The sequence below is a fragment of the Bradyrhizobium sp. USDA 4341 genome (assembly GCF_054063755.1).
Window position 1 is genome coordinate 7,489,346 of record NZ_JBSSGO010000002.1, and the last position, 13,143, is coordinate 7,502,488.

A 13,143-nucleotide genomic window follows, 5' to 3' on the forward strand; every position below is an offset into this window, starting at 1 on the left:
CCGGCAGGCCGTGAGGTCCGCGCCCCAATTGCCATCCCAACGAGGGCTATTTCCGCCCGACACGTACAAAGTCCTGGGACTGATCATCGAGCTACTCACGACCAACTGGTCCGCCGCGCCGAGCGACTTGTCCCAGGCCTGCCGTTCCAGCGAAATGCACGTCTGTCGACAACTCATAGTCAGCGGCAAAGCGCAACTCCCGGAGTGGCCGTACGCACCGGATCGCCTCTTGATATAAATGGTGCGCCTTGTACGCAGCGAGATCCGCCTCGCTGTCGAATTCACCATACACCACGACATCGATATCATTGCCGAGCTGGTCGCTCTTGCGGTTGCGGGCAATCTCGAGCCGGCGCGCATAGGTGATCGAGGTGAGAACCGATAGACCTTCGATGATTCGGTCGAGATCGGCTTTTTCCTTGGCTGTGAAGAAGACGATATGACGGATCATGGTGGCCGCAAAAGTGACGCCGCAATTTGGTCCCGTTCTTATCTCGGGATTTAGCCCGAGGCAATGCTGACGGGCTTCGATAGCCGGAGCGGTCTTTGACATCGATAGCAGGATCTGAGAATTGTCATGCCCAATGGTCTGCGCGTAGCTTACGTATAAAGGTTATCGAGGTAGCGCGCTCTGAGCTCTTGCAAGGGCGCTGCTCGTGACCTCAACATCGAACAATGTCGGGATTCGTTCCGTTGGAAAAGAGACACTAGGTGCGTAACAACCAACACCCAGCGAGGCGTCGATGTGTTATTTGCAGGATCATCGTGATTGATTGCGCAAAAATCTGCCGGGGCTGCCCGCCATCGATAAACTCGCGTGCTCAAGTCAAACCCGCAAAATCCTCCTAGAGTGACGGCTAATATGCCCCGATCGGCTATTTTCCGACAGATCAGGTGAAATCACCCACAATCGCACAGCTGTCGCTCGAAGCGGACTGTTCTGTATCTATTCGGATACACCAAGCGGTCCGTGAACCTCTCCGTCCAGTCCGGACAATATTTCCGCGCCGATAACAATCTTAACCTGCCACAAGGCATCAAGCGCAACTCTAGGAGGGGGACAATCGTGCCGGCCGACCGTCTATAGCTCGATCTAATAGTTCGCATTCGAAGCTTTTTGAGACGGGTCGGCGGACGCCAATCACGACGGGCATATCGCGTATATCGCGCTGCTGTTCGGCGTTGAGCGGGTAGGCGATGCACGCAGCAGCGTCGATGAGCGGCCGTTGGTAGATCCGGAAATTGAGGGCACCGGCGTCAACGACTTGCGAAGAGTGAGCGGTCTTTGCGCCGGCGCCCGCTGCATATAATGGAGAATGAGTTGGGCACGACGCTTGACAAGAGATCAAGATCGGCGAGGCAGCAGCGGATCGTGGTCACGGCTACCGGCGCCGGCGTCGGAAAGACCGTGTTCTGCGCAGGGCTCGTCAATCTCCTTGGCGCAAAGTTCTGGAAGCCGATTCAGGCCGGCCTCGAAGGAGAGACGGACACCGAGTGCGTCGCTCGGCTTGCCAGTCTTCCGCCGGATCGCATCGTGCCTGAAGGGTACCGACTGCAAACGGCCGCTTGGCCGCACTGTTCCGCCGAAATCGACGAGGCTCGCATTAAGCCCGAATTGCTGGACGTGCCGGACACCGGAGGACAGCCGCTCGTGATCGAGGGGACCGGGGGACTCATGGAGCCGCTAAATTGTGGTTCGCTTTACATTGACCTCTTGGAGAGGTGGCGAATTCCTGTAGTGCTGTGCACCAGTACAACTGCGAGCACAATTAATTGTTCATTGCTCTCCATAGAGGCACTCCGAAGGCGCCAGATCGACATTCTTGGAGCCGCCTTGATTGGCGAAAAGAACCCGGATGCCGTGAGAGCGATTTGCGAGATTGGACGGGTGCGGTGGTTAGGGCGACTGCCCTGGATTGCGCCTCTGTCGGCAGACAGACTGGAAACTGCGTTCAAGGCCTCTTTCTTGCGCGATGATTTCAAGTGATGATGCGCGATGCGCATCGTGTAGGGTGCCTTAGACGTTTGCATCCTCGAAATGGTGCAAAAGAACAATCGTCTGAAGTCGGGGGTGATCGGCGAAACAGCGGGGCTTTCTGCAACCGCGTGTCAACGCCGGTTGAAGAGGCTGCGCTCGGAAGGCGTCGTCGAGGCCGATATTTCGATCGTTTGCCAAGGGCTTTGAAGACCCATCCAAATGCTTGCACTGGTGACGATGGAGCGGGAGCATTCTGATATCATTGATAGGTTTAAGAAGCCCGTCAAAGCTGCGCGCTGAATTACGTCGGCCAATCTCCAGGCCACTGACTTACTGTTGAGTGAAGCCAGCGCCCGACGCGGCGCATCTGTTCTTCCAGCTGGTTGGCCGCCCCCACGAAACCGGCGCCATGCTGATCACATGGAACCGCAGAGTTGCCGAATGAGGCACCGTGTTCGCCGATCCGAGGTTGCCGTCGACTCTGGAGCGCCTCTTGCACCACAGCTACATGATCATTATCCGCTGCAACAGCTGCTGGCTTTGCGCCAAGCGAAAAGCAGTTGCATCAGGGCGCCCACCGCTGATGGCCGTCCGCTCGGCTTTGCCTCCGTCGCGTCAGCGGCGTGGTATTTCCAGAACCAAACAATTTGGAGAACGCCTTGCTAACTTGTGGTGGAAGAGGAAGAACAGCGCCCGCTAAAAATGATCCGCGAAGCCGAACTCACGCAGCGCGAGATCGCTCAGAAACTTGGCCGCGCCGCTAGCGCTGTTGGCTCGTGTTTTCTGGGCACGTCAGCGAATGCTCAGAAATCCACTTTGTCGCGTCATGCTCCGTGACAAACCCCCTGATGACTTCAGTTTCGCCATCGGCCCACAGAATATCGATCCTCCAGCCGGAGCCGGGGTTTTTACAAGCCATGAAAGCTGGTCGTTGCTCGATCATTGCGTAACTATGCGCCGAGGGAGGCCAGATTCAATCAGCAATCTTGCCTTACTTCGCTCTTTTTGGGCTTTCCCGGGCCTATCGGCAACGCTTTCCTGCTCGGCTGCTCTTCACACAGCCGGCGGATCCGATTGATCCCTTCCATCATCGGCAGTCAACAATATCCGCAGCGCTTAGCGTGGGCGCGCGCCTCTAACGGCCCGATCGCAGGCTTGTCGCATGCATGCACAACGCGGCCTTTTTGGACCGCACTCGACCTGCCTCGGGTCGTCATCGCTCAATAATTAGGTGGCCGAGGAACGCATTGCAGGCAGGTTCGGCCTCAGCGAATGCTCCGAAGGGCAATCCGGCACCTGAGCCGCCGCGGGCTTATTCAGAAAGTCTAGGCGATATGACGCAACAAAGCCCGGTTCTCCACCCAAGCTGGTCCGCTTCGGCTCTCGTTGCTGATAGCGAATGAATAGTCGTCGCTGCTTGCGATCCAGATCACCAGTGTCGACGCGGCTGAAGTGCAGGGCCAAATTACCCTCCACATTTGTTCAGCTAAGCTATAGATCAGCTCAATGGTTTCATTTCCGGTTCCGCGGCATCGCACCTTCTGGAATTCCTCCGATCTTGACGAGGGGGCGCTTGCGGCTGGCGAGACCTTAAATTGGCGGCAGATTGCTGATTGCATCGCTGGCGCATTCGCCTTGGCTTTTGCCGCACTGCCCCTGGCAGGGCAATGACCAGCCGGCGGATTGCCCCGGCGCGGCCGAGCAAGTCGGCTTGTTTGCGCGCGTGCCGATAGTCGAGATTGTGTGGTGCATCATGGATCATGCGCACTCTGCGCCTCGCGCTCTATAGGCGGGATGCGCGCCCCAATTTTTACGTCATGCATTCTCGAGGGCATGAATTTAGATGTCATTGAAGGACAACAAGCCGAGCAACTGCTCAGGACACTGGCTGGGCTCTAACCCGGACCATTAGGACGTTGATCGAAATCGGCGAGGTCTAAGTCCAAACCCAGGCAGACCCCGGCAGCACTTCTCCTACTTGGTCGCGCGGGAAGCCGTTACTTCTTCTGCGGCTGGCGCAGCTCTTCAATCTTTGCGCCGTGGCCAGCTGCATCATCTGCGTGCGGCGCAACTGCCTCAGGCCTACATCGAGTTGCGGGCGGATTGCCGCATATGCGGCCCAACTCAGCCCATCCGACGCATTTGCCATTCGGGCCACGATAGCCGGGGCCGCCCCGTTCTCCGCACTCGGCGGCTGCCGGGCTCGCGACACAAAGCAATAGGGCAATGGCGGAGAGGAGCGGGATGGTCATGGCGCGGCGCTTAACTCGGCGGGTGCTCCGCATGGAGTGTCGAAAAAAAACGGACTGCGTTAGGTTGCTCCCGGCGGCGGCTTATTCTGAAACTGGATATTGCACTTCTTGGCGATCGAGGCTTGTTCGATTGCGACCATCTGACCCTTCATCTGACCGAGTTCGGCTGCGGTCTGCTTGTCGCCGCCAACCAGGAACGCTGCGGGCCAGAAAACGATGACTGCGGCTGTCGTCGCTATTGTATCCTTTGTGCGCTGACTGTCCTGAGCACCCGAGAGGGCAGCTGCGCGCGCAGATACGCCCTGCGCCTCCAGAGCTAGCTGTTGGCAGGTATAGGACTGATACATCACCGGTGAAATGTAGTTCGGCGTGATATCCGCCGCCGATGACGCACAACCACCCAAGGCGGCGGCGAGCGCCACCATTCCAAAATTTCTCATCAAAAGCCTCCCCAGTCGCCCGCTACTAAGCGCAACTACTGGTGGAGAGCAAGTCCGTGGATACCCGGATAGCCGAAAGTAGTGGGCTCGATCGCCGATGAGACGCCTCTGCCTGTGGCGTAATTCGCGATGCCATTAATCAGCAGCTTGGTTACGAATACCCGCCACTTCGGTGGTCGGCATTGCTCATCGCATTAGCTATTGCCATTGCCGGCCGTTCGTTAAGTGGAGAGAGCTGATTTTCACTGAAGCCCCTTATCGCACGGCTGCCCCACAAAACTCTTGTGATCACGTGAACTACGGAATCACGCGCGCTTTCAGCCTTCTTTCGCGGGTGAGAAGATGCGATCCTCGGCTTCGTTTAGCTTGTCCTGATGTTCTTTGTAATGATCGCCGTCAACAAGGCGCACAAGGACGAGACAGGCGTGAACATGCCTAGCCGAATGCAATGCGCAACATACGGCGCACGGCACGAAAAAAGGGAATTTCGCAGCAGCAGGCTTACGACAATTGGCTCGGGCGCAAGCAACGATCTCCTGGGATGGGAATCAGCCGGATGGCGGGACGAGATGCTGGTCCTGCTCGTCTGCGCGGCCAGGAGGCTCCCGCGTCATGGCAGGAGTCGTTCGCGGCCGAAGCGGCTTCGTCCTCGGCTGGCAAGCGATGAGGTAAAGCTCTGTCCCAAGAAAAGACGCCGCCGGTTTCAAAAATACACGCCCGGCGGCGGTTTCTTCCTGAACTGGGACGCTGAAATCCCCAGCCATAACCGTCCTGCACGAACCAAGCCACAGGACGATCACAGTCGACAAAGTGGCCGGTTCTCACTGGCGCCAGTCTGCGGCCGCCTCAGCATTCGCTTCGCTGCCCGGCCGCGAAGCCGCGTCTCGGCCCTTTGGGATAGGCTCCCATCGCGCGTGCAGGGCGAGTCCTTGCACGGCATCGTCGATTTCTTTCTCCAACGGAAAGATTTTGAGCGATGGCGGTAATGCTGGCAGAATGAACCTTCCTGGCTGCCTTTGCATGAATAATGTAGGCGAGCCGATTTGAGCTCAGGGCCAAGAAATCGCCGTCTTCGGTGCTGTCGTCGTCGCAAACCACCAATGAACCGACTGCCCTTGACGCCTAAATGTCCCCATTTTGCGGTCACCCAACTGCCGTGCGCGCAAATTAATTTGATGAGACCAAAAGAAGGCCTCTCCGGCCACGCCGCTGCATCTGGAGGTACCGGATAGAAGTCCGGCTCTCGTCGGACTTGAGCGATCATTTCGGTTGATGGTCTGCGTAAACAAGCAGTCGCCATCGGATCGATCCTTGCGCCGCTGTGTGCGCATGATGTCCTTGTGGCGGCAAGACGTGGTCTGCAGCAATGCCGATCTCACGATGACAGCCCATACATCGATAGATTCCGGCGTAGGGAGCTGCGACGCCGGGGCCGTGATCTTGGTCGAAAGTCTCGTTGTTAGTGTGCTCAAGATAGCTTCCGTACTTGTAGTTCGCCATTCTTCTTCAAATCGTTGATTGGTGTCGCCAGATGGGCACGCAACTTCGCACAATGCCGCTGGCGAAATTCGCTAAAAATTGCGCTCAACTGAGGAATTTGAGCGTTAACGCGACGATCTGGGAGCTCTATCGATGGCATGTGTCGCGGAGTTCAGGTAGCCTGCGAAACACCAGTTGGTTTGAGCGATCGCAGCCAACCTCGCTGCTGCCATTGGTTCGACAAAAGGTTCTTCTAAAGCTGTAAGCCAAGCAGAACAGGGCGCCAACCCTGACGCACGGATGAACGAATCTTCGGTGATTTAGTTGGACTCGAATTAAATGGTGAATGTTTGCGTTGCTGATTGGCAATACGCGCGCTTTCGGCGGTATAAGGGTATAAGGATCACGTATGAAGATCGCTATAGTTCTGGCCACTATCAATGCGCCTCACGGCAAACAGCTGGACGCGCAGACGCTCGTTTTTTGTCTAAACGATCCAGCTACCGCTAAGACTGTCCCTGGACACATGGCAGTTTTCTTTGGTGAAGTTGAGCCGTCCTTGCAGAAAGAGTTCGCACATCAATTCGGCATCAGCGATGCGGAGCTTGTCGCTTCTGCAAAAGCCTTTTCCTGCTATTCCGGTGAGCATTATCCGTTGGCAGCGTAATATCTTTGATGTCGCTGTCTCCATTTCGCCGGCGTCAGCGAGTTATAACTGTTCGCTGAACGTCTAGCGGAAAAGATCGGCGGGAGCGAGCGCTCCCGGCGTTTCGCAAGGTGACCTGCCGCTGCGTATGTCCTCAAGATGGAGTTAGAGTCCGGCCCGAAGAAGGATTGACAGATGAAGCGAGCAAGGTTCACGGAAGAGCAGATTATCGCGGTATTGAAGGAGCATGAGGCTGGGGCGAAGACGGCTGACCTGGCTCGCCGGATGCGCGGTGCGCTGCTCAACGAGACCCTGTTCTTCGATCTGGATGACGTCCGTGCCAAGCTTGCCACCTGGGTTGCCGACTACAACATTCTGAGGCCTCACTCGTCCCTGAAATACCTCACCCCTGCGGCCGACGCCGCCCACCTCACCGCAACGGACGACCGGCTACGCAACCCTGACCAGCTCCGCCGATCGTCCGTTGCTCCACCGCGCCACGTGGCGGACAAGACCCCGAGACTCTAACCGCCGCTGGATGAAAGTTCAGTGGCAGGTCAAAGGAGATCGATCGCTCCTTCGGCGTTGGGAGGGGGGGGGCGCGCCCAGCCAGGCTGCGCGAGCGGGTCGTCGCTCAGGCGGCGGCCGACTGCAATGAGTACGGCTTGATCAGGAGCTCAAGAGGAAGCTTCCAAGCTTCGTTGATCCTCCGGATCATATCGATCGAGAGAGCGCGCTTCCGATTCAAAATCTCTGATGCACGCGATCGCGATCCGAGCAGCTCCGCGAGTTCGGCTTGGGTGTGTCCGAGTTCATCGATGGCAAATTGGATAAGCTCGATGGGATCCATGTTGCTATCGGTCGGCCAGCGTGTCGCCTCGTAGCGGCTGACCAGTGTCGCGAGAAGATCGAGCTTGTCGTCATCCTCCGAACCTTCGACAGCATTCCAAAGCTTCGCGATCTCCGCGAGCGCTGCGGCATGGTCCTCATCGTTCTTGATCAGGCGAATTTCCATATTGCGTCCTCTAAAACATCGAAACCGTCAAAGCGTCAATCTTGTCGTATTCGGCATGGGTCCCGATGAAATTCACGTAGGCGATTTGTCTCCGGAAATGGATCATTACGATCAGCCGATAGTTACCGCCCGCGATCTCAAACCTTGCACGCTGAGCATTCAAGATCACCGCATGGGGCGCGGCCTGCCGGACCTCATCCATCGACGTCCAATTGGCGGCTTCAACTAGGTTCTTGAACCGCGTAAGGGAGGTTTTCGTCTCCGGATGCTTCGCCGCGTAGGCTGCCAAGGTGCTCCAAGCGATAATTCTCATGCCTGAAGAATGTTCCCTTTTTGGGAACGCTTGTCAATCTGATATTTGAATGGGCAAATTATCGAAGCGGTTTTCGATTGCATCGTTGTCTGTAACTAATTGAAAAGAATATGTTTTCTCGCTTACTCTGCCGCGCGTAACACGAACGGATCAATACGATGTCACCTCAACCCACCTCGCGGGGCGGAACTTGAGCACGCCGACGATGTCTGAATGGGCGCGACTGACCGAGCCAGGCGGCGGGCCTCATGAGAGCCCGGTTAGGCCGCCGGGCTGTTCGCTGCCGGACAGCCGCGGCAGAATCTGAAATGTACCTTGTTTGAACTGAGCCGGCATTGCCCGTCAGCGACGCAGCCGCAATTTTAGCTGGTTGATCCGATTCTTGGAAAAATCGGCATTTTGCTCCATTTCAAAGTAATCCCTGCTCGAGCATCGCAAGTTGCTAAGCGCGGCGGTTGAGAGGCAGTTTTCGTTGTGCTCGTATGGCGACTCCTGCTTGGTGGCTTACACCCGGATCTGAGACGATCTTCAGCGGGAATTGACAGACGGGCCTTGCGAACTCCATCGCAACGTTGCCGCCTGCTTAGCGACCAGCGCCTTGAGGCGATCGAACTCGCCGCACCAGATCGTTTCTATGTCGCGGTCACGGTTCGCATCGCGAGCTTCGGCCGAGCTGCCGATACCTGCGGCGCGCACCTGGAGGAGATCCGATCTCGATCCACCCAAGAGTTCTACTCTGTAGCCAGGATTGGCCGCCTTCCGCGGGACGATCTGGCCATTCTGGACCCAGGCGGTCGCCATTCCCTCCGATACCCCATATCCCAGGCTGGCAAGACCTTCGAGCACCGCGCGCCCGCGCTCGGCGGCGGCCATCGCTTTGAATTCTTCCTCGATGAGAAAGTCTGCGCGTTTGACGAGTTCTTGTCCGTTGTTAAGCCTCGGCGAGGCGAAGGACTCCTCGATCTCGGTCAGCATCGCGGCAACCTCCGCTGACTGCGGACGAGAGGGAGTGCCTCGGTACAAAGCGCGTGGGCCTGAGCGAAGAGCAGCATCTCGACCTTTAGAACGGATATTCCAACATTTCTGCCGATTGCGAGAATGACCGCCAGGTAGGTAGCGTAGGTCGCGTCACGAGCAACAGAAGTAAAGCCTGGTTGCGCTAAAGTGTTTGGAAGGGCCGCCGGTGCAAACTCTTTGACGGAGGCATTTTGCCCGGGCGGCACGAAGAAAGCGAGCAGGCTGGACGTGTAGATCCTTCCGGCCCGCCAAAGGAGCGTTCAAACTGGCAGCGACCCGGGCATCGAAAATGGCGTACTTCTGAGGGGCCTTGATTTCCAAGATCTTGCTGTAGCTAGCAATGCCGAAAAACGGCGTTGCAGGACGCTCGGCATCGGCTTGATGACGTAGCCGAGGATCGTCATCTCGCTGTTGTTGTTGATGCCTCCCCAATCTTTCACGATCCAACCTGCGACCCTGAGTTTCTCGTCAAGGGATGACGTAGCCCAGTGCTCCGACAAATGGAGCTTCAGTTCGATATTCTGACGGAGCAGATCGTTCTCGTATCTTTTGTAGTCGAAACCCGTTCCGTCCGCCAAGTCGTCTACCAGACATATGGGTTCATTGCGCCAATGTGAACGGCAACATAGCTGGACAAGGCATCAACAAGGCCAGAGGGCAGGGGCATCTGTCGCTAACAACAGCTGGGGTTCCGGGCAAGGATTCGGGAATGCGGGTTCAGCTTCAACAGTAGCCCGCGCGATGGCCAACAAGGATATCAGCGCATAATAGCCCGTGTGGCCGATCCCTCGGCCGCGTGCCTCCGCCGCAAGATTTCTTGGCTGTGCGATGCAACGCGGCGCCGGATCGCCCGGCGAAGATTCTTGCTCCCGCGAGGGGCGCGCGGCCGCGCACCCCAATGGCTTCGGCCGGTCGTTAGCCGAGGCCGGCTGGCCAACGGAGCCTTGCCCGGCCAATCACGACAAACTAGTTTTATCCGAAGAACCAGTGATCCGTCCCGGGGGCGGCGGGAGCAATGTCTAAAGAAGCTAACATAGAATGGGTGCTACCGGCTTCTATTCCGTTTGAGAGTTTGAAGCGGCGTGACCTTGAGGAGTGCGTTTACTGGCTCCTAGACGCCATGGGCGCGAAAGATTTGGAATGGCGCACGGGCGGCAGTGGTGACGGTGCAGCCGATGGTGGACGCGATCTTGAGGCGCACTTCTACACGCCAGGAGCAAATGGAGAAATTGAATCGCAGAAATGGTGGATCGAGTGCAAGGGGCGTGCGAGCACCGTCGAATCCAGCGAGGTGAAATCCGCCGTGAACAACGCTCTTGCGACCGAGGGGCTCGACTACGTGGTGATTGCCACGAACACTCAATTCTCGAATCCGACGCGCGATTGGGTGAAGGAGTGGCAATCAAAACATCCCCGTCCAAAGGTCAAGCTATGGGATCATAGCCAGATTGAGCGGTATCTATCGCGCCACCCGGACGTCGTTCTCAGACTATACTCTGAGGCGCTGAGTTCACAGGGGCGCTTTCAGGCCATGGAAACGCAGTTCTGGAATAAGCTGGAATTTGTAACACCAAGAGCGCTCGCTGATCTTTGGAAAGTTCGTCGCGAGCTTGAATTGACCGGCATGGGGTTGTTTGCGGCTGTCGTGAATGAGTTCGCGAACGGCAGCATCACCCATCGACCTTGGGGCGCATTTCTGAACGCTCCGTCGCTCGCGGCCGTTTTGCGAACTGGACTTGTGAATATTTCCTACCTGATGTGCGAAGCGTATCGGCGGGAGTTGACCTCAAACCTGTTTGCCGGGCTTTCGCCTACCTCATTCTCGCCGCGCTAGATGTGCTCCCTGCGCAGGATATAGCGCAACTTGTCACAGATGCGGTCTTCCGTGGAAAAGCCGAAGAGATGCCGGAGCACATCCAACAATTCCTTCTAATGCCGATTGCGGATCAACTGCTCTCCGAAATGCAGGATGTGTGCAGTTCGGATTGCCCTCGAATGTCACTTACCGAACGCTCTGCCCTTACCGACGACAAGGACGAGATTGACGACTATTGGCTGCGGCTCGAGCCCGATGGGCTCGACGAGCCGGGTGACCGGCGAACGCTGCGTAGAGAGTTCTTCAATGAGCCGTGCGCCGTGGGATTTCCCGTAGACAACGAAGCGGCACTGTCCTTTGTTTCTCTTCGAACCGAACGTCAAGAATACCGAGGAACTGCTTGCGATTATCGAGCGGGTCGCGGTGTTCAGGAAAGCCCAGGCCGCTCAGAAGCGTGAGAACGAAAGGCAAAAGGAGATCGAACGTGCGGCTCAACTTGCTCAGAGTAAGCCGACATAGCGGGATCGGTGTTTAGGCTACGAATGCGGCGGGCCAAGATCGAGAAGTGCGGCCGCCGCGCCAGTGACTTTGCTGGAGGCGGCTGCTGGTGCAGTTCGTCCGAACCCGTAGATTTTGGAGAGAAGCGTGGCTGAGCCCACCATACGAACGATCAAGCAACTCTTCGCGATATCCGGAAATCGCTGTGCTTTTCCGAATTGCCAGCACCCGATGGCCGTCGTGGAGTCGACAGGGACGGTGACCGGTAAAATCTGCCACATCCAGGGAAATAAGCCGGGTGCGACACGGTACGATCCAGCGCAAAGTGAGGCGGACCGGCAATCGTTTGAGAACCTGATACTGCTTTGCGGCTTCCACCACGATGTCATCGACGGCGACGACAGCGCATATGCGGTTGAGCAACTCAGGGACATGAAGCGGCGTCACGAGAGCACGGCGACCGCCAGCGCACCAATCAGCGACCGAATGGCGCGTGATGCGCTGCTGATGGCGGCCGGGGCTGGTTCGATGGTCGCGATCACCTCAATAGCGCGAGATGTTGGCGACTTCATCAGCACGATTGTCGATGCCTTTCGAGATGCGGCCGGATCGGCTGCCCCGAAGCCCCCCGCGCGCAGCCAAGAGCTCGAGGTCATCGGCGCCGAGCGGATTCAAGAGATTCTAGACGCCCTCCGGTACGGCCCGAAGGGCCAAGTCATGTACATTCTTGGACTCGAGCCATTCCATGGCGCGCTGGTCTCGCTCGCCGGACTTTTTGAGAAGGGCGGATGGCGCGTCGGCGGCGAGATGGACCTGAAGCCCGGCGTTCAAAGGCCGCCATATAGCATCATGCTTTTTTGCATGTCCAACCCAAGCCAAGTATCAAATGCGAGGCAAACGATAGGACATGTATTCGAGAAGCTCGGCTTCACGTACGATCAGAACGCGGAACTATTCCGGCGCAAGCATAGTAAGGCGCCAATGCGGCTGGGCGTCGTCGTCGGCCATACGGGTCTGACAAATACATAGCGGGACATTGGGCGCAGATTGATCTCCAACGTGCCTTGCGTCTGCTCCCCAACGTGACTGCGGGGCGATTGCAACTTATTTGTCGTCGTCCTCTTGCCTGACCACAAATGGAGACACCAGCAGCGTCGGGCTGCCAAACTCGATCCTGATCCAATCATCTTGATCGTTCTCCGCAGGCTTGATGCGAGCGCGGCTGATCATTCTGCCCTCTAGGACGGCCCGCTTGAAGGGATTTTGGCACACATCGTCTCCAAATGATGCCGCAAACTCAGCAGGGGACAAGTCTCCCGCTAATAGGCTTAGCAGGGCTCTGCTTGGAACTTGAACCCACTTGGCGCCAGTGATGAAGATCGGCAGCGACCAGCTCGGCATAGCCGAGCGGCTCCGCACTCTCCCATGTGAAAGTCGTTGCTTTCCCGGGTGCGCCGTCACAGCCCTTTTCTTCAACACGGATTGTCGAGCGACCCGCCGCTTGACCGATAGCCAGTGAAATTGACTCAAACGTCATGCGTTACCTGCAGTTCTCGATCGCCCTCCGGCGGGAATATGACCCCACTTGAGCGCAAGGTTTGCCTCCGCTCGCGAGACTGTACAAAGAGAGCCATCTGGACGCAATCAGGCTCAGTGCGACCTTCTCAGGGCGGTTTGGTCGAAGAGTGC

13 protein-coding genes and 2 pseudogenes are annotated in these 13,143 nt (G+C 57.3%); 8 read left to right on the forward strand and 7 right to left on the reverse strand.

Going from position 1 to position 13,143, the window contains the following annotated elements; all coding sequences use genetic code 11:
• Window positions 1–91 precede the first annotated feature (91 nt).
• Window positions 92–553: a Dabb family protein gene (locus ACVIGB_RS41405; protein WP_456718312.1), complete on the reverse strand. Its 462-nt coding sequence runs from the start codon at window positions 551–553 to the stop codon at window positions 92–94.
• A gap of 768 nt (window positions 554–1,321) precedes the next feature.
• On the opposite strand from ACVIGB_RS41405, the gene ACVIGB_RS41410 reads away from it, so the two are divergent.
• A complete protein-coding gene (locus ACVIGB_RS41410) occupies window positions 1,322–1,987 on the forward strand; it encodes a dethiobiotin synthase (RefSeq protein WP_456718311.1) in 666 nt (221 codons plus the stop codon).
• A gap of 42 nt (window positions 1,988–2,029) precedes the next feature.
• A complete protein-coding gene (locus tag ACVIGB_RS41415) occupies window positions 2,030–2,185 on the forward strand; it encodes a winged helix-turn-helix transcriptional regulator (RefSeq protein ID WP_456724953.1) in 156 nt (51 codons plus the stop codon).
• Between the two features lie 2,104 nt (window positions 2,186–4,289).
• Here ACVIGB_RS41415 and ACVIGB_RS41420 read toward each other — a convergent pair.
• Window positions 4,290–4,655: a hypothetical protein gene (locus ACVIGB_RS41420; RefSeq protein ID WP_456718310.1), complete on the reverse strand. Its 366-nt coding sequence runs from the start codon at window positions 4,653–4,655 to the stop codon at window positions 4,290–4,292.
• Window positions 4,656–6,558: 1,903 nt separating this feature from the next.
• Here ACVIGB_RS41420 and ACVIGB_RS41425 point away from each other — a divergent pair.
• From ACVIGB_RS41425 to ACVIGB_RS41435, 3 genes and pseudogenes are all read left to right on the forward strand, one after another.
• Complete coding sequence (locus tag ACVIGB_RS41425; RefSeq protein WP_456718309.1) at window positions 6,559–6,816, forward strand: hypothetical protein; 258 nt, start codon at window positions 6,559–6,561, stop codon at window positions 6,814–6,816.
• A 174-nt stretch (window positions 6,817–6,990) separates the two neighbouring features.
• Window positions 6,991–7,080 (forward strand): annotated as a pseudogene (locus ACVIGB_RS41430) (transposase); the annotation flags it as partial.
• A pseudogene (locus ACVIGB_RS41435) lies at window positions 7,078–7,337 on the forward strand (integrase core domain-containing protein); the annotation flags it as partial. The pseudogenes ACVIGB_RS41430 and ACVIGB_RS41435, both read left to right, overlap by 3 nt.
• 92 nt (window positions 7,338–7,429) lie before the next feature.
• Here the strand turns inward: ACVIGB_RS41435 and ACVIGB_RS41440 are convergent.
• From ACVIGB_RS41440 to ACVIGB_RS41455, 4 genes are all read right to left on the reverse strand, one after another.
• The gene (locus ACVIGB_RS41440) at window positions 7,430–7,810 is read right to left on the reverse strand and encodes a helix-turn-helix domain-containing protein (protein WP_456718308.1); all 381 of its coding nucleotides are present in this window, start codon (window positions 7,808–7,810) and stop codon (window positions 7,430–7,432) included.
• Between the two features lie 10 nt (window positions 7,811–7,820).
• The gene (locus ACVIGB_RS41445) at window positions 7,821–8,099 is read right to left on the reverse strand and encodes a type II toxin-antitoxin system HigB family toxin (protein ID WP_456718307.1); all 279 of its coding nucleotides are present in this window, start codon (window positions 8,097–8,099) and stop codon (window positions 7,821–7,823) included.
• 552 nt (window positions 8,100–8,651) lie between these two features.
• Window positions 8,652–9,098, reverse strand: coding sequence for a hypothetical protein (locus ACVIGB_RS41450; RefSeq protein ID WP_456718306.1), 447 nt, complete (start codon window positions 9,096–9,098; stop codon window positions 8,652–8,654).
• A gap of 302 nt (window positions 9,099–9,400) precedes the next feature.
• Complete coding sequence (locus tag ACVIGB_RS41455) at window positions 9,401–9,718, reverse strand: hypothetical protein (protein ID WP_456718305.1); 318 nt, start codon at window positions 9,716–9,718, stop codon at window positions 9,401–9,403.
• 437 nt (window positions 9,719–10,155) lie between these two features.
• On the opposite strand from ACVIGB_RS41455, the gene ACVIGB_RS41460 reads away from it, so the two are divergent.
• From ACVIGB_RS41460 to ACVIGB_RS41470, 3 genes are all read left to right on the forward strand, one after another.
• Window positions 10,156–10,974 (forward strand): restriction endonuclease, encoded by an 819-nt coding sequence (locus tag ACVIGB_RS41460; RefSeq protein ID WP_456718304.1) that lies wholly within the window; start codon window positions 10,156–10,158, stop codon window positions 10,972–10,974.
• A 68-nt stretch (window positions 10,975–11,042) separates the two neighbouring features.
• A complete protein-coding gene (locus ACVIGB_RS41465) occupies window positions 11,043–11,414 on the forward strand; it encodes a hypothetical protein (protein ID WP_456718303.1) in 372 nt (123 codons plus the stop codon).
• A gap of 187 nt (window positions 11,415–11,601) precedes the next feature.
• Window positions 11,602–12,483, forward strand: coding sequence for a hypothetical protein (locus ACVIGB_RS41470; protein ID WP_456718302.1), 882 nt, complete (start codon window positions 11,602–11,604; stop codon window positions 12,481–12,483).
• A gap of 75 nt (window positions 12,484–12,558) precedes the next feature.
• On the opposite strand, the gene ACVIGB_RS41475 is transcribed toward ACVIGB_RS41470, so the two are convergent.
• Window positions 12,559–12,684: a hypothetical protein gene (locus ACVIGB_RS41475; protein WP_456718301.1), complete on the reverse strand. Its 126-nt coding sequence runs from the start codon at window positions 12,682–12,684 to the stop codon at window positions 12,559–12,561.
• Window positions 12,685–13,143 lie beyond the last annotated feature (459 nt).

Coding starts and splice junctions, on each gene's coding strand:
- ACVIGB_RS41465 (WP_456718303.1), top strand. CDS start 11,043: ATGCCGGAGCACATCCAACAATTCCTTCTAATGCCGATTGCGGATCAA.
- ACVIGB_RS41475 (WP_456718301.1), bottom strand. CDS start 12,684: ATGATCAGCCGCGCTCGCATCAAGCCTGCGGAGAACGATCAAGATGAT.
- ACVIGB_RS41460 (WP_456718304.1), top strand. CDS start 10,156: ATGTCTAAAGAAGCTAACATAGAATGGGTGCTACCGGCTTCTATTCCG.
- ACVIGB_RS41405 (WP_456718312.1), bottom strand. CDS start 553: ATGTCAAAGACCGCTCCGGCTATCGAAGCCCGTCAGCATTGCCTCGGG.
- ACVIGB_RS41450 (WP_456718306.1), bottom strand. CDS start 9,098: ATGCTGACCGAGATCGAGGAGTCCTTCGCCTCGCCGAGGCTTAACAAC.
- ACVIGB_RS41440 (WP_456718308.1), bottom strand. CDS start 7,810: ATGGAAATTCGCCTGATCAAGAACGATGAGGACCATGCCGCAGCGCTC.
- ACVIGB_RS41425 (WP_456718309.1), top strand. CDS start 6,559: ATGAAGATCGCTATAGTTCTGGCCACTATCAATGCGCCTCACGGCAAA.
- ACVIGB_RS41420 (WP_456718310.1), bottom strand. CDS start 4,655: ATGGTGGCGCTCGCCGCCGCCTTGGGTGGTTGTGCGTCATCGGCGGCG.